The sequence below is a fragment of the Massilia aerilata genome, from assembly GCF_042656905.1.
Taxonomy (GTDB): domain Bacteria; phylum Pseudomonadota; class Gammaproteobacteria; order Burkholderiales; family Burkholderiaceae_D; genus Telluria; species Telluria aerilata.
The window spans coordinates 688,233-707,374 of record NZ_JBHSMZ010000001.1 but is presented as its reverse complement, the minus strand read 5'-3'; the positions used below and the strand labels follow the sequence as shown (position 1 = coordinate 707,374).

At 67.2% G+C, this 19,142-nt stretch carries 17 protein-coding genes; 7 read left to right on the top strand and 10 right to left on the bottom strand.

Annotated elements, in window-relative coordinates; genetic code table 11:
- Positions 1-23 precede the first annotated feature (23 nt).
- Positions 24-2,702, top strand: a complete 2,679-nt coding sequence (locus ACFPO9_RS03150) for a bifunctional acetate--CoA ligase family protein/GNAT family N-acetyltransferase (protein ID WP_379766915.1) — start codon at positions 24-26, stop codon at positions 2,700-2,702.
- 13 nt (positions 2,703-2,715) lie between these two features.
- Here ACFPO9_RS03150 and ACFPO9_RS03145 read toward each other — a convergent pair whose 3' ends face one another.
- The gene (locus ACFPO9_RS03145) at positions 2,716-3,465 is read right to left on the bottom strand and encodes a PLDc N-terminal domain-containing protein (RefSeq protein ID WP_379766912.1); all 750 of its coding nucleotides are present in this window, start codon (positions 3,463-3,465) and stop codon (positions 2,716-2,718) included.
- A 146-nt stretch (positions 3,466-3,611) separates the two neighbouring features.
- Positions 3,612-4,463, bottom strand: a complete 852-nt coding sequence (locus tag ACFPO9_RS03140) for a LysR family transcriptional regulator (protein WP_379766909.1) — start codon at positions 4,461-4,463, stop codon at positions 3,612-3,614.
- 91 nt (positions 4,464-4,554) lie between these two features.
- On the opposite strand from ACFPO9_RS03140, the gene ACFPO9_RS03135 reads away from it, so the two are divergent.
- Positions 4,555-5,358, top strand: a complete 804-nt coding sequence (locus tag ACFPO9_RS03135) for an alpha/beta fold hydrolase (protein WP_379766906.1) — start codon at positions 4,555-4,557, stop codon at positions 5,356-5,358.
- Here ACFPO9_RS03135 and ACFPO9_RS03130 read toward each other — a convergent pair.
- Together ACFPO9_RS03130 and ACFPO9_RS03125 are read right to left on the bottom strand one after the other, a co-directional pair.
- Positions 5,355-5,954: a response regulator transcription factor gene (locus ACFPO9_RS03130; RefSeq protein ID WP_379766903.1), complete on the bottom strand. Its 600-nt coding sequence runs from the start codon at positions 5,952-5,954 to the stop codon at positions 5,355-5,357. The genes ACFPO9_RS03135 and ACFPO9_RS03130 overlap by 4 nt on opposite strands.
- A 5-nt stretch (positions 5,955-5,959) precedes the next feature.
- On the bottom strand, positions 5,960-8,077 hold the full coding sequence (locus ACFPO9_RS03125; RefSeq protein ID WP_379766900.1) for a sensor histidine kinase: 2,118 nt from the start codon (positions 8,075-8,077) through the stop codon (positions 5,960-5,962).
- Between the two features lie 106 nt (positions 8,078-8,183).
- Here ACFPO9_RS03125 and ACFPO9_RS03120 point away from each other — a divergent pair, with 106 nt between their 5' ends.
- Positions 8,184-9,551 carry an MFS transporter gene (locus ACFPO9_RS03120; protein ID WP_379767591.1) on the top strand — a complete coding sequence of 456 codons (1,368 nt, stop codon included), beginning with the start codon at positions 8,184-8,186 and terminating at the stop codon, positions 9,549-9,551.
- A 138-nt stretch (positions 9,552-9,689) separates the two neighbouring features.
- Here the strand turns inward: ACFPO9_RS03120 and ACFPO9_RS03115 are convergent, their stop codons facing one another.
- The 3 genes from ACFPO9_RS03115 to ACFPO9_RS03105 form a co-directional block, all read right to left on the bottom strand.
- Positions 9,690-10,958: a DEAD/DEAH box helicase gene (locus ACFPO9_RS03115; protein ID WP_379766897.1), complete on the bottom strand. Its 1,269-nt coding sequence runs from the start codon at positions 10,956-10,958 to the stop codon at positions 9,690-9,692.
- 100 nt (positions 10,959-11,058) lie between these two features.
- Positions 11,059-11,187, bottom strand: coding sequence for a hypothetical protein (locus tag ACFPO9_RS03110; RefSeq protein ID WP_379766894.1), 129 nt, complete (start codon positions 11,185-11,187; stop codon positions 11,059-11,061).
- 43 nt (positions 11,188-11,230) lie between these two features.
- Positions 11,231-11,893 (bottom strand): hypothetical protein, encoded by a 663-nt coding sequence (locus ACFPO9_RS03105; RefSeq protein WP_379766891.1) that lies wholly within the window; start codon positions 11,891-11,893, stop codon positions 11,231-11,233.
- A 137-nt stretch (positions 11,894-12,030) separates the two neighbouring features.
- On the opposite strand from ACFPO9_RS03105, the gene ACFPO9_RS03100 reads away from it, so the two are divergent.
- Positions 12,031-12,582 carry a hypothetical protein gene (locus ACFPO9_RS03100; protein ID WP_379766888.1) on the top strand — a complete coding sequence of 184 codons (552 nt, stop codon included), beginning with the start codon at positions 12,031-12,033 and terminating at the stop codon, positions 12,580-12,582.
- Positions 12,583-12,721: 139 nt separating this feature from the next.
- Positions 12,722-14,098, top strand: coding sequence for an NAD(P)/FAD-dependent oxidoreductase (locus ACFPO9_RS03095; RefSeq protein WP_379766885.1), 1,377 nt, complete (start codon positions 12,722-12,724; stop codon positions 14,096-14,098).
- A gap of 133 nt (positions 14,099-14,231) precedes the next feature.
- Here the strand turns inward: ACFPO9_RS03095 and ACFPO9_RS03090 are convergent, their stop codons facing one another.
- Entirely contained in the window at positions 14,232-14,936 is a 705-nt protein-coding gene (locus tag ACFPO9_RS03090) for a sensor histidine kinase (protein WP_379766882.1), read from the bottom strand.
- Between the two features lie 160 nt (positions 14,937-15,096).
- Here ACFPO9_RS03090 and ACFPO9_RS03085 point away from each other — a divergent pair, with 160 nt between their 5' ends.
- On the top strand, positions 15,097-15,615 hold the full coding sequence (locus ACFPO9_RS03085) for a hemerythrin domain-containing protein (RefSeq protein ID WP_379766879.1): 519 nt from the start codon (positions 15,097-15,099) through the stop codon (positions 15,613-15,615).
- 12 nt (positions 15,616-15,627) lie between these two features.
- Here the strand turns inward: ACFPO9_RS03085 and ACFPO9_RS03080 are convergent, their stop codons facing one another.
- Positions 15,628-17,265, bottom strand: coding sequence for a response regulator (locus ACFPO9_RS03080; protein ID WP_379766876.1), 1,638 nt, complete (start codon positions 17,263-17,265; stop codon positions 15,628-15,630).
- 208 nt (positions 17,266-17,473) lie between these two features.
- On the opposite strand from ACFPO9_RS03080, the gene ACFPO9_RS03075 reads away from it, so the two are divergent.
- Positions 17,474-17,920 (top strand): hypothetical protein, encoded by a 447-nt coding sequence (locus tag ACFPO9_RS03075; RefSeq protein WP_379766873.1) that lies wholly within the window; start codon positions 17,474-17,476, stop codon positions 17,918-17,920.
- A 203-nt stretch (positions 17,921-18,123) separates the two neighbouring features.
- On the opposite strand, the gene ACFPO9_RS03070 is transcribed toward ACFPO9_RS03075, so the two are convergent.
- Positions 18,124-19,137 carry a GGDEF domain-containing response regulator gene (locus ACFPO9_RS03070; RefSeq protein ID WP_379766870.1) on the bottom strand — a complete coding sequence of 338 codons (1,014 nt, stop codon included), beginning with the start codon at positions 19,135-19,137 and terminating at the stop codon, positions 18,124-18,126.
- Between the last annotated feature and the right edge of the window lie 5 nt (positions 19,138-19,142).

The following is a 19,142-nucleotide window of genomic DNA, read 5'->3' as shown; positions in this document are numbered from 1 at the left end:
TTGCACGGCTGGGGGAGCCCGGCATGAGCGTCCGTAACCTGCGCCAGCTGTTCGCACCCGGATCCGTGGCCCTGGTCGGCGCCACCGAGCGCCCGGGCAGCGTCGGCGCCACCATGCTGCGCAACCTGCGCGAGGGCGGATTCAAGGGCCAGGTGTATCCGGTCAACCCGAAGTACGACAGCATCGGCGGCCTGCGCGCCTGGCCCGACGTCGCCAGCCTGCCGGCGGCGCCGGAACTCGCGATCATCTGCACCCCGCCGCAGACCGTGCCCGGCATCGTGCGCGCGCTCGGCGAACTGGGCACCCGCGCCGCCATCGTGATGAGCGCCGGCGTCGCCACCGGCCGCGATGCGCGCGGGCGCAGCCTGAAGCAGGCGATGCTGGACGCGGCCAACCCGTATTTGCTGCGCATCCTCGGCGCCAACAGCGCCGGCCTGCTGGCGCCCGGCATCGGGCTGAACGCCAGCATCGCCGCCGGGGGCGCCACGCCGGGACGGATCGCCTTCGTGTCGGAATCGGGCGCGCTGATGACCGGGGTGCTGGACTGGGCGCGCACGCGCGGGATCGGCTTTTCCAGCTTCGTGTCGCTGGGCGAATCGGCGGACGTGGATTTCGGCGACGTGCTCGACTACCTGGCCAGCGACGGCGGCACCAGCGCCATCCTGCTGCACATCGAAAGCCTGCGCTATGCGCGCAAGTTCATGTCGGCGGCCCGCGCGGCGGCGCGCAGCAAGCCGACGCTGGTGCTGAAGGCCGGGCGTTCGCTGGAAGCGGCGGCGGCGGGCGCCTGCCTGTCCGGCGTGCTGGCCACCCCGGACGACGTCTACGACGCCGCGATCCGGCGCGCCGGCATGCTGCGCGTGTATACCACCGAGCAGCTGTTCGCCGCGGTCGAGACCCTGGCGCGCGCCAAGCCCCTGTACGGCGAGCGCCTCGCCATCCTCGGCAACGGCGCCGGGCCGGTGGTGCTGGCGCTGGACGCCCTTCAATACGGCGGCGGCCATCCGGCGGTGCTGCAGGACGAGACGGTGCGCAAGCTGCGCGACATGGTGCCCGAATGGCGCGGCGACGGTCCGCTCAACCTGCGCGGCGACGCCCCGCCCGAGCGCTACCACGACGTCATCGAAGTGCTGCTGCAAGACCCCGGCGCCAACGCGGTGCTGATGATCCACGCGCCGAACGCGGTGGTCGACCCGGCGGACGTCGCGCGCGCGGTGGCGCCGCTGGCGAAGAATTCCTCGCGCAATGTGCTGGGCTGCTGGCTGGGCGTGCAGTCGGTGCTGGAAGCGAGAACGATCGCCGCGGAAGCCGGCATGCCGGCCTACCGCACGCCCGAAGACGCGGTCAACGGCTTCCTGCAGATCGTGCACTACCGCGAAAGCCAGAACCTGCTGATGCAGGTGCCGGCCTCGGTCGGCGACGGCGAACCTGACCGGGAAAAAGCGCGGCGCCTGGTGCGCGAGGCGCTGGCGAAGGGCCGCTACATGCTGGCCGACCCGGACACCAAGGCCATCCTCGAAGCCTACGGCATCCCGGTGGTGCCGACCCGCGCCGCCGCCACACCCGAGGAGGCGGTGCGCGCGGCCGGCGAGATCGGCTATCCGGTGGCGGTGAAGATCCTGTCGCCGGACGTGGCGCAAAAGAGCGACGTCGGCGGCGTCACGCTGGACCTCGACAGCGCGGAAGCGGTGCTGGCGGCGGCCGAGCGCATGCGCCGCCGCCTGGCCGAGCTGCGGCCGAACGCGCGCCTGGAAGGCTTCATCGTCCAGGCCATGGCGAGGAATCCCGAAGCCCACGAACTGATCGCCGGCGCCGCCACCGATCCCGTCTTCGGGCCGGTGATCCTGTTCGGCCAGGGAGGACTGGCGGTGGAGGCGGCAGGCGACCACGCGGTGGCGCTGCCGCCGCTGAACACGGTGCTGGCCCGGGAACTGGTGGCGCGCACCCGCGTCGCGCGCCTGCTCGAGGGCTACCGCAACCACCCGAAGGCCGACATGGACGCGATCGAGGCGGTGCTGGTGCAGGTCTCGCGCCTCGTGGCCGACGTGCCGGAGATCGTCGAACTGGACATCAACCCGCTGCTGGCCGACAGCCGCGGCGCCGTGGTGCTGGATGCGCGCATGCGCATTGCGATGGCCGACCGCTCAGGTTCCACGCTGGACCGGCTGGCGATCCGTCCCTATCCGGCCGAGCTGGAAGAAGTCCTTCCCTGGGCCGAGGGCACCGTGCTGCTGCGCCCGATCCGCCCCGAGGACGGCCCGGCCCACGTCGCCTTCTTCAATGCGCTGACGCCCGACGACGTCCGCTACCGCATGTTCGTGCGCGTGCGCGAGCTGCAGCCGGCCCAGCTGGCGCGCTTCACGCAGATCGACTACGACCGCGAAATGGCCTTCGTCGCCATCCGCCCGGGACCGGACGGCCATGACGAGACGCTGGGGGTGGGCAGGGTGGTGGCGGACCCGGACAACATCAGCGCGGAGTTCGCGGTGACGGTGCGCTCGGACCTGAAGGGCAAGGGCCTGGGCCGCATGCTGATGGACAAGCTGATCGCCTACTGCCGCGCGCGCGGCACCCGCGAGATCGTCGGCGAAGCGCTGCCGCAGAACGCGCCGGTGATCGGGCTGGTGAAGAAACTGGGCTTTACGGTCGGGCCGCTGGACGAGGACGAGGGGGTGCGCAAGTTCTGGCTGAACTTGCGCTGAGCGGCGCCCGGCTTCAGCGCGCCTGCGCCCGCGCCGCATCGACGCGCCTGAACAGGTCCGCATTCAGTTTGCGCGAATGCCCCGGCATGTGCTTGCGGGTGCGCTCGATCTCCTGCAGTTCCGGTTCGGCGATGTGCGGCTTGCCGTTGGCGAGCGCCCAGATGGCCAGTTCGGCGCGCGCTTCCAGGCTGCCGGAGCGGTGGGCCGCGGCGGCGAACTGCGAGCCGGCTTCGTCCTGGCGCCCGGCCGCGGCGTAGGCCTGGCCGAGCAGGATGCCGGTCTGTTCGGGGCGGAAGCCCGGCTGCTCGGCGGTAAGCAGTTCCAGCAGCGCGATGGCGCCGGCCGCGCTGCCGCTGGCCAGGCGGGCGCGCGCCGCGCCCAGGCGCAGCTCGGCGTCGCGCGCGAACGGTCCCTGCAGGCAGGCTTCGTATTGTTCGGCGGCCTTCGCGGCCTGGCCGGTTTCCAGCAGGGCCTTCGCGAGGCGCATCTGGTTGTGCGCGGTCGGGGTCAGCTCGAAGGCGCGCTGGGCGTCGCGCACTTCGCGGCCCGGGTCCAGCGTGGCCTGCAGCGCCCGGCCGGCCTTGGCCGCGGACTGGTCGAAGCGCGAGGCCGGCAGGAAGACGGCGAAGAAATAGACGATGCTGCCCAGCAGCGGGAACAGGAAGAGCACCAGCAGCCAGTACATCTCGCGTCCGGTACGCACGACGTGGATCGCGAAGAAGATGGCGACGAGGATGTGGAGGCCGATTCCGAAGATTTGCATGACTTAAACTTGCTGGATGACAAGGTCGATAGGATAGCCGATCTAGAGCGCGTAACAAAGGCTTCAGGGCAAGGCGCATCGGCGAAGACAGTACGTTAGTACGGCGAGCCGATGCAACGCCGCCATGAGGCCTTTGTTACGCGCTCTTAGCGCCGAAGTTCCGACATGATTTTCTCGGCCAGGAAATCGCAAGGCGGCCGCTTCGACTTGCTGCTGCGCGCCAGGATGACTTCCAGCGGGTCGATGTCCGGCAAACCCTGGGCCTGACCGAGCAAACTCAGATGGCCGGGCACGGCGCAACGCGCCAGCGGCGCCACCGCCAGCCCCGCCTCGACCATGCTGAGCAGGCCCATGAGGCTGGGGCTCTCGTAGGAGGTCCGGTAAGGAATCTTCGCCCGCTCCAGGCTGCGGATCGCATTTTCCCGCGCCACGCTGCCGGGCAGGAAGACCGCGATCGGCAGCGGCCGCTCCTTCCAGATCCCCTGGGCGCTGGGATTCGCCGCCCACACCATCGGCTCGAAGCGGACGAATTCCCCGCTCAGCCCTTTCACCCGCGTGGCGCACACCAGGTCCACCGTGCCGTCCTTCACCATCGGCGCCAGCGCCACGCTGGGCAGGCCGACCACCTGGATCTCGACCTTCGGGTAGGTCGCGGAAAACTTCTTCAGGATCCCCGGCAGCAGGGACGAGGCGTAGTCGTCGGGCACGCCGATCACGACGCGGCCGGTGATGTCCGGCCGCACCACCGCGGCCCAGGCCTCGTCGCGCAGGGCCAGCATGCGCCGCGCGAAGCTCAGCAACACCTCGCCGTCCTGGGTCGGCGTGACGCTGCGCGGCTTGCGCACGAACAGCGGCTTGCCGAGCGCCGTCTCGAGGGTCTTGATCTGCATGCTCACCGCCGACTGCGAGCGGTGCACGACTTCCGCCGCGCGGCTGATGTTGCCGGTGTCGGCCACCGCGACGATCATGGCCAGCACGTCCAGGTCGAGTGCTTTCATTTGGTATCAGATAATCGAATAGGTACGATCAATATTATGCGATTTTCTTAGTTTCGTGTATCGGGCATAGTAGCGTCAAAGGAGCAAGACCATGAACGCACGCGTCAACATCCACATGCCCCATGTCGCCACCGGCGCCGGCGAACCGCTGCTGTTCGTGCACGGCTCGCTGTGCGATTACCGCTACTGGAACAGCCAGACCGCCGTTCTGGCCAGGCAGTTCAAGTGCATTGCGGTGAGCCTCAGCCACTACTGGCCGGCCGGGGATGCGTCCGCGCAGGGCGACTTCGGCTGGCAGGCGCACGCCGACCAACTCGCCGGCTTCATCGCGGCGATGGACCTCGGCCCCGTGCACCTGGTGGGCCATTCGCGCGGCGGCTGCGTCGCCTTCCACCTGGCGCGCCAGTATCCGCAGCTGGTCAAGACCCTGACGCTGGCCGATCCGGGCGGTCCGCTGCAGATCGAGGGCACGCCGCCGGCGGCGCTGCCGCCCGCCACCGAGCGCCTGCGCGCGGACGTCGCCGACCTCATTGCGCAAGGCGAGATCGAGGCGGGCCTGGAGATGTTCGTGGACTCGGTCAGCATGCCCGGGATCTGGCGCCGCAGCTCGCCGCAGTTCCGCACCATGGCGGCCGACAATGCGGCCACGCTGCCCAAGCAGTTCCGCGATCCCTTGCCCGCCTACACCCGCAGCGATGCGGCCGGCGTGCAATGCCCGACCCTGCTGATCGCGGGCGAACGCAGCCCGCGCATGTACCGCAACAACGTCGACCGGCTGGCGGCGTGGATCCCGCAGGCGGAAAAGCAGAGCATCGCCGGCGCCTCGCACGGCATGAACGTCACGCATCCTGCGTCGTTCAACCGGCTCATCAGCGCTTTCGTGAGCGCCGCTTAATCCAGCCAGGGATGGGCCGCCAGCCAGCGGCCCAGCTCATTGTCGTTGGCGCACTGCAGCTTGCTGAAGATGTTGGCGCGGTGGGTCTCCACCGAGCGCGGGCCGCAGGGCGGCACCAGGATGCGCGCGATCTCCTTGTTCGGCTGCCCGAGTCCCACCAGGCGCGCCACTTCGCGCTCGCGCGGCGTCAGTTCGGCCCACAGCTTTAGCGCCTGCGCGCGGGCTCTGGCCTGGGCGATGGCGGCGGGCAGCTTGTCGAGCAGCTGCTGGGTGTCCGGTTTTTCGACCCAGTCCCAGGCGCCGCGCCGCACCGATTCCAGTGCGGTCGGGATGTCGCCGTGCGCGGACAGGAACAGGGTCACCAGCGGGCTGTGCTCGGCCAGCAGGCGCTCGAACACGGCCAGGCCGCTCATGCCCTGCAAACGCAGATCGAGGATCACGCAGCCGGGCTGGCGCATGTCGACGGCTTCGAGGAAGGCTTCGCCGGAGCCGAAGGCCTGCACCGCCAGGCCCTGCGAAAACAGCAGCAGGAGCAGGGAACGGCGCAGGGCTTCATCGTCGTCGACGACGTACAGGGTCAGTGGCAGGTCTTTCATGGTGTTCATGATACGGCAGGCAGCGTGAAGGAAAAGGCCGCGCCGCCTCGATCCCGATTTTCGACGCTCATGAAGCCGCCATGGGCTTCGACGATGGTGCGGCAGATGTTCAGCCCGAGGCCCAGGCCGTCGGCGCGGGTGGTGAAGAAGGGCGCGAACACCTGCTCGAGCTGTTCGGGTGGAATGCCTGGCCCCTGGTCGGCGACGGTGACGCGCAATCCCTCCTCGACGCGCCCGGTGCTTAGTTCGATGACGCGCCGCCCGGCCTGGTCCTGCATCGCGTGCATGGCATTGTGGATCAGGTTGACGAGCACCTGCTCGAGCAGCACCCGGTCGCCGCGCAACGGCAGGTCCGCGCCTTCCAGCATCAGGCGCAGCGTGACGCCGTGCGCTTGCAGTTCGGGTTTCAGCAGCGTCTCGACATGGGTGGCGACGCTGTCCATGCTCAGGGTTTCGTAGTGCGCCCGCTGCGGGTTGATGAAGGCGCGCACCCGCTTGACGATTTCGCTGGCGCGCTTCGATTGCTCGACGATCCCGTCCAGCGCGCCGGGCAGCATGTCGGCCGCGCCGCGCGCGGCCAGCGCCCGCGCCGCGACCGCGAAATTCGATAGCGCCATCAGCGGCTGGTTCAGTTCGTGCGCCAGCGTGGACGCCATTTCGCCGACGCTGGCGAGGCGCGCGCTGCGCTGCAGGCGCAGTTCCTGGTCGCGCTGGCGGGCCTCGGCCTGCTTCTGGGCCGTGATGTCGACCACGGAGCTCATCCAGCCGCGGTGCACGCCCTGGGCGTCGACCAGCGGCGCCGCGTAGACCATGGTGATGACGTCGTGCCCGTCCTTGTGGCGGATCCGCGATTCGAAGCCGTGCGGCGCGGCCCGTCCCTGCAGGGCGTCGTCGCTTTCGCGCGCCTGCTTTTCGAGGTCATCCGGGTGCCAGTAGGGGTAGGGCGGGCGGCGGCCCAGCAGTTCCTCGGCGCTGTAGCCGACCATCGCGCACAGGGCCGGATTCACGTAGATGATCTTCCCTTCCGGGTCGCGCGCCCGCATGCCCACCAGCAGCGAGTCTTCCATCGCCTTGCGGAAGGCGTGGGCCTCCTGCAGGTCGCGGGTGCGTTCCTCGACCCGGTGCTCCAGTTCGAGGCGCGCCGTGCGTTGTTCGACGAAGCGCTTTTCGCGCAGGCGCCAGTACAGCACCCCGAGCAGCAGCAGCGCCACCGCCAGCGCGCTGAGCGCGAGCGCGGCCTGGCGCGCCTGCAGCACCTCCTGCATGTCGGTGGTGACGGTCAGGGTCCAGCCCAGTTCCGGCAAGGGCGTGTCCAGCGCGAGCAGCTTCATGCGGCGCCCATCCACGTCCGTCCGCACGACATAGCCCGGCGTGTCGCTGCGCGGCTCGATCCGCCATGGCAGGCGCTCGAAACGCCTGCGGCTGCCGTACTGGCCGTGCTCGGCCACCCAGCGGGCATCGGCGGCGGAGACGGGCCGGGTGGCGTGGAACAGCCAGGCCGGCACGGCGCTCAGGAACACGATCCCGCGGCTGTCGCGCAGCAGCACCGGATCGGGCCCGCGCATCCAGGCCGCCTGCAGCGGCTCGAGGCTGATCTTGACCACCATCACGCCGGCGATCGCGCCCTGCACGCGCACGGGGTCCGCAATGAACAGGCCGGATTGGCCGGTGGTGAGGCCGAGGCCGTAGAACAGGCCGCGCCGGCCCTGCAGGGCGTCTTCGAAATAGGGCCGCTGGCGGTAGGACTGGCCGACGAAGCTGGACGGCAGGTTCCAGTTGCTGGCGGCCAGGGTCAGGCCCTCCCGGTCGACCAGGTAGAGCGCGGCGGCGCCGGTGGTCGACTGCAGGTCGGCAAAGTAGCCGTTGACGCGCGCCCGCAGGGCCGCATCAAGCGGCGTGCGCAGCAGCTGCCGCACGTCCGGGTGGCGGGCGGCGGCATGCGGCAGGAAGTTGTGCTTCTCGACGATGCCGCGCAAGCCCAGCGCATTCGCCGCGGCGGCCTGGCGCAGGGCCTCGGTGCGGGATTGCAGCTCGCGCTGCTCGGCCAGGCTCCCGGCGGCCGCGATCAGGACCAGCGCGAGCGCGGCGCCCAGCAGCTTGCGCCAATGATGTGTGATGAACATCGGCAGACGATAACAGCTGCGGCGGCGCTTGAGAACCGCTCTCCGTAGTTTTACGGAGCAGGGCGCGCCGAGATTGCGGATGCGCGCCGGCCCGTCGGCCGCGATAGTGGAGCCCTTGGAAAAGGAGACAACAATGAACACCGTCACAACAAAACCGGCCCTCGACGGCCGCGCCGGCGCCGCCGAGCGCATCTCCGGCAAGCGCCTGCGCGCGATCTTCGTCGGCTCCGCCGGCAACCTGGTCGAGTGGTTCGACTTCTACTGCTACTCGGCCTTCGCACTGTATTTTGCGGGTTCGTTCTTCCCGAAGCAGGACCCGACCGCGCAGATGATGTCCACCGCCGGCATCTTCGCCCTCGGCTTTTTCGTGCGCCCGATCGGCGGCATCCTGTTCGGCCATATCGGCGACCGCCTCGGCCGCAAGAAAGCGCTGATGACCTCGGTGCTGCTGATGTGCTTCGGCTCTCTGCTGATCGCCTGCGCGCCGACCTATGCGACGGCCGGCATCCTCTCGCCCTGCATCCTGCTGCTGGCGCGCCTGCTGCAGGGCCTGAGCCTGGGCGGCGAGTACGGTGCCAGCGCGACTTATCTGTCGGAGATGGCGGACTCGAAGCGCCGCGGCTTCTACACCAGCTTCCAGTACGTGACCCTGATCGGCGGCCAGCTGCTGGCGCTGCTCCTGCTGCTGGTCCTGCAGCGCTTCCTGCTCGACGCCGAGCAGCTGAAAGCCTGGGGCTGGCGCATCCCGTTCTTCGCCGGCGCCTGCCTGGCGCTGCTGGCCCTGCGCATGCGCCACGACATGCCGGAAACCCAGTCCTTCGAAGCCGCGCGTAAAAAGTCGAAACCGATGGGCGGCCTGAAGCAGCTGGCCCAGCATCCGCGGGAAGTCCTGCTGGTGGTCGGCCTGACCATGGGCGGCACCCTGGCCTTCTACGTCTACACCACCTACATGCAGAAGTTCCTGCGCCTGTCGGTCGGCCTGACGGACGCGCAGACCACCGCCGTCTCGGCCGCCTCGCTGCTGTTCGCGATGTGCCTGCAGCCGCTGTACGGCGCGCTGTCCGACCGTATCGGCCGCCGTCCGCTGCTCCTTAGCTTCGCTCTGCTCGGCACGATGTTCACCGTGCCTCTCTTGAGCGCGATCCGCCACGCCAGCGGTCCGTGGGAAGCCTTCCTCCTGATCGCCTGCGCCTGGATGATCGTGTCCGGCTACACCTCGATCAACGCGCTGGTGAAGGCCGAGCTGTTCCCGGCCTCGATCCGCGCCACCGGCGTCGGCGTGCCCTACGCCTTCGCGGTGTCGGTATTCGGCGGCACCGCCGAGTACCTGGCGCTGTGGTTCAAGGCCGAGCAGATGGAGAGCGGCTTTTACTGGTACGCGACCGCGGTGATCGCCTGCACGCTGGCGGTGTGCTGGTTCATGCGCGATACCAGCAAGCAGTCGAAGATCGATGCGGAGATGCGGTCTCAGTGATTAAAGGCGCGATATCCGGTCGTCGTCCCCGCGAAGGCGGATTGGTGCCACTGGCACCAATCCCCCAAGTTCTGCTTACGATAACGAAGCGCTTGCAAACTTGGGTTCCCGCCTTCGCGGGAACGACGGATAATCGGTTCAACGCCTGAAGCGCACGTCTTCCTGCACCACCGGCGCCTCGCCCTTGGCCGAAGAAGCCCCGTGCTTGGGCTTTTTCGGTTTCTTCGGCTTCTTGACGATCTGGCCGCCGGCATTCGTTTCCGGCACCCGGTGGTCGGGCGAGAAGCCCGGTTCTTCCTTGCGCTCGAGCGTCTGGCCGGTCAGGGCTTCGATCGCCGCCAGCTGCTGCACCTCGTCGGCGCAGACCAGCGACACCGCCTCGCCCGAGGCGCCGGCGCGGCCCGTGCGGCCGCTGCGGTGCACGTAATCCTCGGCGACGATCGGCAAGTCCACGTTCACCACCACCGGCAGCTCGTCGATGTCGAGGCCGCGCGCGGCGACGTCGGTCGCCACCAGGATCCGTACCTCGCCGGCCTTGAAGCGGTCCAGCGCGCGCAGGCGCGCGGGCTGCGGCTTGTCGCCGTGGATCGAGTCGGCCGAGATGCCTTTCGCGTCCAGCAGCTCGACCAGCTGGTCGACGCCCTTGCGGGTCTTGACGAAGGCCAGCGCCTGCGGCCAGGCGTGGCGCTTCAGCAAGTGCAGGAACAGCTCGGGCTTCCTCTTCTTGTCGACCGGGACGATCCACTGGCGGATTGCTTTCACCGTCGTGTTGCGCGGGCTGGCGTCGATGCTGACCGGGTCGCGCAGCAGTTTCGTGGCGAGCGCGCGGATCGGATCGGAGAAGGTGGCCGAGAACAGCAGGGTCTGGCGGCGCTTCGGCAGCAGGGCCAGCAGCTGGTCGATGTCGCGCGAGAAGCCGAGATCGAGCATGCGGTCGGCCTCGTCCAGCACCAGGGTCTGCACCTGGTTCAGGCGCAGCGCGTTCTGGCGCTGCAGGTCGAGCAGGCGGCCGGGCGTGGCCACCAGCACGTCGACGCCCTTGCGCAGGCGCATCATCTGCGGATTGATGCTGACGCCGCCGTAGGCCACCATGGTGCGCAGCGGCAGCCCTTCGCCGTAGGCGCGCACGCTCTGGTGTACCTGCTCGGCCAGCTCGCGGGTCGGCACCAGCACCAGGGCGCGCGCCGAGTTGCTGTTCACCTGCATGCCATCCGTGACCAGGCGCTGCAGCAGCGGCAGGGCGAAGCCGGCGGTCTTGCCGGTGCCCGTCTGGGCGGCGGCCATGACGTCGCGGCCTTCCAGCACGGCGGGAATCGCCTGCGACTGGACCGGCGTCGGCGTGGTGTAGGAAAGGGCGGACAGGGTACGGACGATCTGGTCGATCAGGCCGAGCGAAGCGAACGACATGGGCGGGCGGTCTTGTAAGAGGTGAAAATAAGGGTGGAAAGGCGACAGTGTACCGCGCCGCCATCGAAGGCGGCGGGCGAGACCGCGGAGGCCCGCGGCGTCAGGATACGGTGACGGCGCCGCCGGACAGGTCGACGGTCGGCTTGACCGGCTCGCGCCGGTCCTGGCAGGCCACCGCCATCAGGCAGACCAGGAGCACCAGGCTCCAGCGCAGCGCATGATTATGCATGATCCCCTCCATGCAGACATCCTAGCGCCGAATGCCGGATAAATCAAAAGCTGTAGTTCAGGCTGGCGCGTAGCACCGGATAGACCTTGAAGCTGTCGATGTCGTCCTTCAGGCGCAGGCCTTCGGCGGCGATGTCATTGGCGATCACGTCGCAGAGCTGCTTCGAGATCGTGCAGCCATAACCGCCCAGCGTCACGTTCGGATTGCCCTGGAAGAAGGCGCCGAGGTCGGCGTTGAAGCTCCAACGGCCCTGGCTCTTCAGCGCATTGCCCCAGCCGATGCCCAGGTAGGGCGCGGCCTTGCGGTAATCGACGTGGCCCTTCACGATGCCGATGTCGGGCGCGTAATAGCTATGGCCGTTCAGGGTCAGCTGGCCCAGCTGGTCGCCCTGGGCGGTGGCGTCGAAGCGGTTGCCGTTGTAGACCAGGCCGCCGGTCAGGTGGAAGGGGCTGCCTTCGCGCACATACCAGTCGAACAGGATGTCGAAGGTCTGCAGTTTGCCCTTGATCGCGTAATTGACCTGGTCGGTACGGCGGTCGAAGTCGTGCTTGAAATAGTTGGCGCCAAAGCGGCCGTTCAGGTAGGACTCCATCGGGACCACGAGGTGAAAGCCTGCGCCGGTGGTGCCGAGGTCCGCGGTGATGCCGACCTGCGCCTGGGCGGCGCCGGCGGCGAGGAGGGCGGCTGCCAGGGGAACATATCTCATAAACATCGTTCTGCCTTCAAGATTGAGAAACGGAAAGCCGGCATTGTATCGGTAACGGATGTAATTATGTGTTGCAGCGAACGGAATGCTACTTTCCCTTTGGTAAACTCGCCACATACTGATATGGAGAGAAGCCCATGAAATCGATCATCTTCGGCGCCGCGCTCTGCGCAGCAGCATTCCCGGCCCTGGCCCAGACCAATGTCAGCATCAGCGTCGGCCAGCCCGGCTTCTATGGGCGTGTCGACATCGGCGACTTCGCACCGCGGCCGGTGCTGTACGCGCCGCAGCCGGTGATCATCCGCCAGGATCCGTACTACGCGGCCGAGCCGATCTACCTGCGGGTGCCGCCGGGCCACCGCAAGCACTGGTCGAGGTTCTGCGGCCGCTACAACGCCTGCGGCCGTCCGGTCCTGTTCGTGCGCGACGACTGGTATACCAACACCTATGTGCCGCGCTACCGCGAGCATTACCACGGCGGCGGCTATCGCCGTCCGGAGGTGCGCGTGGTCGAGCGCGTCGAATACCGCGACCGCGACCGCGGCCATGACCGCGGCCGCGACCACGGCGGCCGCTGGGAAGAACACGGCCGCGGCCGTGACGAGGGGCACGGACGCGGTCATGGCGAAGGCCACGGCAATGGCCACGGCAATGGCCACGGCAATGGCCACGGCCGCGGTCACGACTGAGTCCTAGTAGGGTGGGCACACCGTGCCCACGATTGCCAAGCCGCCCGAGCCGTCAATATGCCCCGCCAGCGGCCTTTCCGCCCTCGTAGTAAACTGGCCTTGTTAGCCCGACAATTCGGGCGCTACGAGGGAGGCAGTTTTGCATAGCGAGATTGTGATCGTCGGAGGCGGGGCAGGCGGACTGGAGCTCGCCTGCAAACTGGGCCGCAAGCTGGGCCCGTCCAAAGTGATGCTGGTGGACAGCCGGCTCTACCATGTCTGGAAGCCCTCGCTGCACGAGGTGGCGGCCGGCACCCTGGACATCCACCAGGAGGGCCTGTCCTACCAGATGCTGGCCCACGACCGCGGCTTCACCTTCGTCTACGGCGCCATGACGGCGCTCGATCACGCCGGCAAGTCCATCGGCGTGGGCGCCGTCAAGGCCGCCAGCGATGGCGAAGAGATCTTCCCCGCGCGCACGATTTCCTTCCGTTCCCTGGTGATTGCCGTCGGCAGCACCTCGAATTATTTCGGCGTGCCCGGCGCGCGCGAACACACGATTTCCCTGAACGCCACCGAAGACGCCGAGCGCTTCCGCCTGCGCCTGCTGCGCCTTCTCGCGCGCGCCGCCGAAGCCAAGGGCGGGGACGCAAGGGCCGCCACCGCGGCAGCGACCCTGACGGCGAACCCGGCCGCCGTAAGCGATGCGGGCCTGAAGCCGAACAGCCCCGCTACGGGCCTCGACATCGTGATCATCGGCGGCGGCGCGACCGGCGTCGAACTGGCCGCCGAGCTGCGCGAAGCATCGGGCGTCTATGCCGCCTACGGCTTCAACCGCCTGCAGGTCCAGCGCGACGTGCGCATCACCTTGCTGGAGGGCGCGCCGCGCATCCTGGCGCCGCTGCCGGAAAAGGTCTCCGCCTCGGCCGCGCGCCTGCTCGACGAACGCGCGATCCGCGTCGTCACCGATTGCCGCGTCACGCAGATCGACGCCCACCAGGTGATCGACAAGGAAGGCAATGTGTATCCGTCCGATATCTGCGTGTGGGCCGCGGGCATCCGCGCGCCGGAATTCCTGGCCTCGCTGGGCTTGCCGACCAATAAAGGCGGGGCGATCGAAGTCGACGACCGCCTGCGCGTAAAGGGCGTGGATGGCGTGTATGCGCTGGGCGACTGCGCCGCCTGCATCGACGGCGGCGGCAAGCCGGTCCCGCCGCGCGCCCAGGCCGCGCACCAGCAGGCCGATTATCTGTTCAAGACCTTCATGAGTATGGACGCGGGGCATGCGCCGCCGAAGGACCCGTATGTCTACAAGGATTACGGCTCGCTGGTGTCGATCGGGCACCAGACCACGGTCGGCAACCTGATGGGCTCGCTACGCGCGAGCTGGTTCGTCGAGGGCTTCCTGGCGCGCATCATGTACTTGAGCCTGCACCTGATGCACCACCAGGCGATTCTGGGGTCGATGCGGACCGGGGTGCTGGCCTTGGCGCGGTTCTTGATCCGGCGGACGACGCCTTTGGTGAAGCTGCACTGAGTTCAACCGTCTTTCCCGCGCAGGCGGGAACCCAAGTTCGTTGCGGTTCGAAAAACTTGGATTCCCGCCTGCGCGGGAATGACGGCGGTTAATTCGCGGGAAGTCGGGTCGGGCCATGCCTGGCACGACGAACCTATTGCTTCGGCAGTATCAAAGTCAACGCCGTCCCACCCTCCGGCCCCGGGCCGATCGTAATCGACCCGCCCAGCAGCCTGGCCCGCTCGCGCAGCAGCCGCAGGCCATGGCAGCTCAGCGAACTGCCAGCATCCGCCCCGGTCCCGACGCCATTGTCGCGCACGGTCAGCATCGCCTGGTCGCCATCGTCGTCCAGGATCACCTGGACCTCGCTGGCCTGTGCATGGGCGGCCACGTTGCGCAGGCCTTCCTCGGCGACGCGCAGCAGGGCCACGCCTTGGGCGCGCGAGTATTCCGGTTCTTCGTCCGGCAGGCTGGCGCGCGCTTTGATTCCGTGCTCCTGGCCCCATTCGGCGACCAGCTCGGCGATCGCGGCCTTCGGGCCCAGGAATTCGAGCTTGTCGTTCCACAGCGCCAGCTGCATCTTGCGGTTGGTTTCGATGATGTTGTTCAGCAGCTGCCTCATCTGCGCGGCGCGGTCGCGCTGGGGCTGTTCCTTCAGGTGCGATGACAACAGGCCCAGGTGCATGGTCAGCGCCGTCATCGACGAACCCAGGCTGTCATGCAGGCGCCGCGCCAGCAGGCGCCGCTCCTCGTCCCAGCAGGTGGTGAGGTGGCCGAGCAGTTCGGTGATTTCCGCGACGCGCGCGGCCGGGTCGCCATCCTGATTGGGTGAAGGTGCTTGGGGTAGCGAGGCTTTCATGAAAGCAACCAAATAATGTTTCCCAAAATGATACAACAGCTTGGCTCCAGGCGGCGCGCAGGAAATGGAAATGTGTGTTTCCGTACAGTCGGCAAGTGACGCTTGGGCCAAGCTGATGCCACTGCTACAAGCGCAGCCATCCAATCACGAGGGGAATACCATGAGCACCAAGTCGAATGCAACTTCCGCTAACGCCGCGAAAAACGCCGCCATCCACGCTGCAAACATCAGCGGCCAGGATGCGATCGCCCTGCTGAAAGCCGACCACCGCGAAGTCTCGGACATGTTCAAGCAGTTCGAAGAGCTGGGCGACCGCGCCAAGGCCAGCAAGCAGAAGCTGGTCGAAAAGATCTGCAAGTCGCTGATTGCCCACACCCAGATCGAGGAAGAAATCTTTTATCCGGCCGTGCGCGCGGAGGTCAAGGACGCCGACGACATGATGGACGAGGCGGTGGTCGAGCACCAGGCCGCAAAGGACCTGATCCAGCAGCTGCAGGAAATGGACCCGGACGAAGACCTGTACGACGCCAAGGTCAAGGTGCTCGGCGAAGAAATCGAGCACCACGTCAAGGAAGAGGAAGAGGAGATGTTCCCGAAGGCCAGGAAAAGCGGCCTGGACATGAAAGCGCTGGGCCAGGAAATGGCGCAGCGCAAGCAGGAAATCCTGTCGACCCTGTAATCAGGGTTTCGATCAGGCGTTGGCCGGGCTGGCTGCCTTCGGTGCCGGTTCGGCCGGCTCGGCCAGGCGCGCCAGCAAGGTCGCCAGGTCGACCGGCTTGACCAGGTGTAGGTCGAAACCTGCGTCCAGCACGCGGCGCTGGTCTTCGGCCAGGCCGTAGCCGGTCAGGGCGATCAGGCGGATGTCGGCAGTGCCGGGATGCTGGCGCAGCCGGCGTGCGACTTCGTAGCCGTCGATGCCGGGCAGGCCGATGTCGACCAGGGCGACGGCGGGCAGCTCGGCGGAGGCCAGTTTCACACCCTCCAGGCCATCGCGCGCCTGGAGCACCGGATACCCATAGGAAGCGAGCATGGTCGCCATCATCTCGCGGCCATCGTCGTTGTCTTCGACCAGCAGCACGGTCGGCCTGGCGGACACGGTGACGGCGCCGCCCGGCGTTTCCTGGACCACGGCCGGCTCGGTGCGCGGCAGGCGGATCTCGAAGGTCGAACCGCCGCCGCTGCCGGCGCTGGTGGCGCTGACGCTGCCGCCGTGCAGCTCGACCAGGCGCCGCACCAGCGACAGGCCGATGCCCAGTCCGCCCTGCGAGCGGTCGATCGAGATCGAACCCTGCACGAACACGTCGAACACCTGCGGCAACAGTTCGGGGGCAATGCCGACGCCGGAGTCGCGCACGGTCAGCACCACTTCCTCGCCAAGGGTATCGACGGCGATCTCGATGTCGCCGCCGCTGGGGGTGTATTTCAGCGCGTTATCGATCAGGTTGGTGGCGACTTGCTCCAGGCGGGTCGGGTCGCCGTCGACCCAGCCGGCGTTCATCCGGCTGCTCAGCTGGTAGCCGGCTGTGCGCCCGGTGGCGCGAAAAGTGTCCAGGCAGCTCGACACCAGCGGACCGATATCGATGCGTTTTTTCGACAGCAGTATCTTGCCGGACATCGCACGCGACAGATCGAGCAAGTCGTCCACGATGCGTGACAGGTGCTGGGTCTGGCGCTGGATGATCAGGCGCGCGCGCCCGATCGATTCGGCGCCGGCGCCCGGCATGCCGAGCAGCGAAGAGGCGCTGCTGATGGCCGACAGCGGGTTGCGCAGCTCATGGCCGAGCATCGCCAGGAATTCGTCCTTGGCGCTGCTCTTGCGCTCGGCCGCGCGCCGTTCTTCCATTTCGCGCACCAGGCGCTTGTTGGTGGCGGTCAGCTCGGTGGTGCGCTGCGACAGCTTTTCCGCCTGGCGCTTGAGCTGTTCATTCTTGGTGGCCAGGGCCACGAACACCTGCACCTTGGCGCGCAGCACCTGCGGGATGACCGGGGTGAACAGGAAGTCGGCGGCGCCGCGCTGGTAGGCCTTCAGGCGGTCGATCTCGTCGGCCAGGAAGGCCGTCACGAAAATGATCGGAATGTCCGCCGAGCGCGGGCGCTGGTGGATCGCCTCCGCGGTCTCGAAGCCATCCATGCCCGGCATGTTCACGTCCAGCAGGATGACGGCAAAATCGTGGCGCAGCACCTGGCGCAGCGCGTCCTGCCCCGAGCGGGCCGACAAAACGTCGTAATTGCTTTCCTCGGCCCACTGCTCGAGCAGGCTGGTGAGCGCCAGCAGGCTGGCGGCATCGTCGTTGACGACGAGGATTTTCGGCTTATCGGTGTTCGGCACGGCTCTTACCAGAGGGGTCAATACATTGTATTCACAAACTTCGCAAAGGATAGCAGAGCGTACCCCATTGCAAAATAATTCTAGAAAAAGTGTTGCAATTGGTCATGATAGCACGCACCCCCATGGTCCATGGTTCGGTGCCGCACATACGCGGCGCAGGCGGGTGTGAGATAGTGAAAACGACAGGCGCCAACTTGAAAGGACAGACATGAATATTCAAATCATCGTAAATGATACCCACCACGATAAATGCTTCCGCGAACTGGTAGACCAGCCGGTCACGGCGCTGCGCGGGATGACTGAGCAGCAGGCCAACGCCCTGCGCGATGCCTTCGGCATCAACACCATCGGCGAACTGGCTGAACTCAAGGCCGTCAAATGGGCCCGTGCGATCCGCACCATGGCTTTTGCCGAAGCCGAGCCGAGCGGCAATGTGGCCAAGGAGGCCCTGATCGACGACGCCGTCGAGATGACTTTTCCGGCCAGCGACCCGGTGTCCATCCAATCCAGCATCACGCGCATCGAAGTGGCGCCGGAGAAGGTTGACGCCAGCTCGGACCACCAGGGAGCCGCCGCCATCGAGGCGAACAACCAGCAAGCCATCGGTTCCAACGCACTGGGACCGGGCGGGGACAAGACGGCCGGCGCGGCCTGATTGTCGGTTCATTGAACAAGGCGGGCGCAGCTGGAAACGGCTGCGCCTGTTTTTATTTATCGGCTTGGAATGATCCCGTGGACTTTGCATCGTCATCCTCGCGGAGGCGGGGATCCAAGGCGCTACGCGTTCTAGCAGCGCAAGCAGACTTGGGTCCCCGCCTGCGCGGGGACGACGTTTACAGGTAGGCGACTGGTATTTGGTCAGCGATGCTGCGCCAGCTCCGGCGCCGGCGACGGCGTCACCGCCGGCACTTGCGGCTTCACTGCCTGCGCCGCCTGGCGCGCGGCGCTGCCGTTGGCGCAGAAGCGGTTCTTGCCGCCGCGCTTGGCTTCGTAGAGGGCGTAGTCGGCGATGCTGATCAGGTCGGTGACGTTCTCGGCGTCGTCCGGATACATGCTGATGCCGATACTGGTCGACAGCTGCAGGGTCAGGTCGTTGATGAAGAAGGGCTCGGACAGGGCTTCGACCAGCTTGGCGGCCGGTCCCTGGGCGTCGGCCAGGCAATGGATGTCGCCGAGCAGGACGATGAATTCGTCGCCGCCCAGGCGGGCCACCGTGTCTTCCTTGCGCGAGTTCGACAGCAGGCGCTGCGACACCATTTTGAGGATTTCGTCGCCGTAGGCGTGGCCATAGGTGTCGTTGATCGCCTTGAAGCCGTCCAGGTCCAGGTACATCACCGCCGCCTTGTGGTGGTTGCGGCTGGCGTGCTGGAGGGCGGTTTCGATGCGGTCTTCGAGCAGGCGGCGGTTCGGCAGGCCGGTGAGGGCGTCGTGCAGCGCCAGTTCCTGCTGGGCGCGGCTGTACTGGGCCAGCTCCTTGTAGAGCAGGCGAACCTCGAGCATGTTGTGGATGCGCTTATGCACTTCCAGCAGGTCGAAGGGCTTGCTGATGAAGTCGCGGGCGCCGGCTTCGAGGGCCGCGATCTTGAAGCTGGGCTGGGCGGTCAGCGCCAATACCGGCAGATAACCGCCTTGTTCAATTTCTTTCAGACCCTTCATCACCTGGAAGCCGTTCAAGCCGGGCATCTGCAGGTCGAGGAGGATCAGGTCGTAGTTATGTTCGCGATGCAATGGGCATACCTGCTCCGGCAGCATCGTGGAGCTGACATCGGTGTAGCCTTCTTCCTTCAATATCTCTTCCATCAATTCGATATTGTCGGGCGAATCGTCTACGACCAGAATCTTTGCGTTCAGGATGTCTTGGCGGCTTGGCATGCGTA

Coding starts and splice junctions, on each gene's coding strand:
- ACFPO9_RS03150 (WP_379766915.1), top strand. CDS start 24: ATGAGCGTCCGTAACCTGCGCCAGCTGTTCGCACCCGGATCCGTGGCC.
- ACFPO9_RS03145 (WP_379766912.1), bottom strand. CDS start 3,465: ATGCAAATCTTCGGAATCGGCCTCCACATCCTCGTCGCCATCTTCTTC.
- ACFPO9_RS03140 (WP_379766909.1), bottom strand. CDS start 4,463: ATGAAAGCACTCGACCTGGACGTGCTGGCCATGATCGTCGCGGTGGCC.
- ACFPO9_RS03135 (WP_379766906.1), top strand. CDS start 4,555: ATGAACGCACGCGTCAACATCCACATGCCCCATGTCGCCACCGGCGCC.
- ACFPO9_RS03130 (WP_379766903.1), bottom strand. CDS start 5,954: ATGAAAGACCTGCCACTGACCCTGTACGTCGTCGACGACGATGAAGCC.
- ACFPO9_RS03125 (WP_379766900.1), bottom strand. CDS start 8,077: ATGTTCATCACACATCATTGGCGCAAGCTGCTGGGCGCCGCGCTCGCG.
- ACFPO9_RS03115 (WP_379766897.1), bottom strand. CDS start 10,958: ATGTCGTTCGCTTCGCTCGGCCTGATCGACCAGATCGTCCGTACCCTG.
- ACFPO9_RS03110 (WP_379766894.1), bottom strand. CDS start 11,187: ATGCATAATCATGCGCTGCGCTGGAGCCTGGTGCTCCTGGTCTGCCTG.
- ACFPO9_RS03105 (WP_379766891.1), bottom strand. CDS start 11,893: ATGAGATATGTTCCCCTGGCAGCCGCCCTCCTCGCCGCCGGCGCCGCC.
- ACFPO9_RS03100 (WP_379766888.1), top strand. CDS start 12,031: ATGAAATCGATCATCTTCGGCGCCGCGCTCTGCGCAGCAGCATTCCCG.
- ACFPO9_RS03090 (WP_379766882.1), bottom strand. CDS start 14,936: ATGAAAGCCTCGCTACCCCAAGCACCTTCACCCAATCAGGATGGCGAC.
- ACFPO9_RS03085 (WP_379766879.1), top strand. CDS start 15,097: ATGAGCACCAAGTCGAATGCAACTTCCGCTAACGCCGCGAAAAACGCC.
- ACFPO9_RS03075 (WP_379766873.1), top strand. CDS start 17,474: ATGAATATTCAAATCATCGTAAATGATACCCACCACGATAAATGCTTC.
- ACFPO9_RS03070 (WP_379766870.1), bottom strand. CDS start 19,137: ATGCCAAGCCGCCAAGACATCCTGAACGCAAAGATTCTGGTCGTAGAC.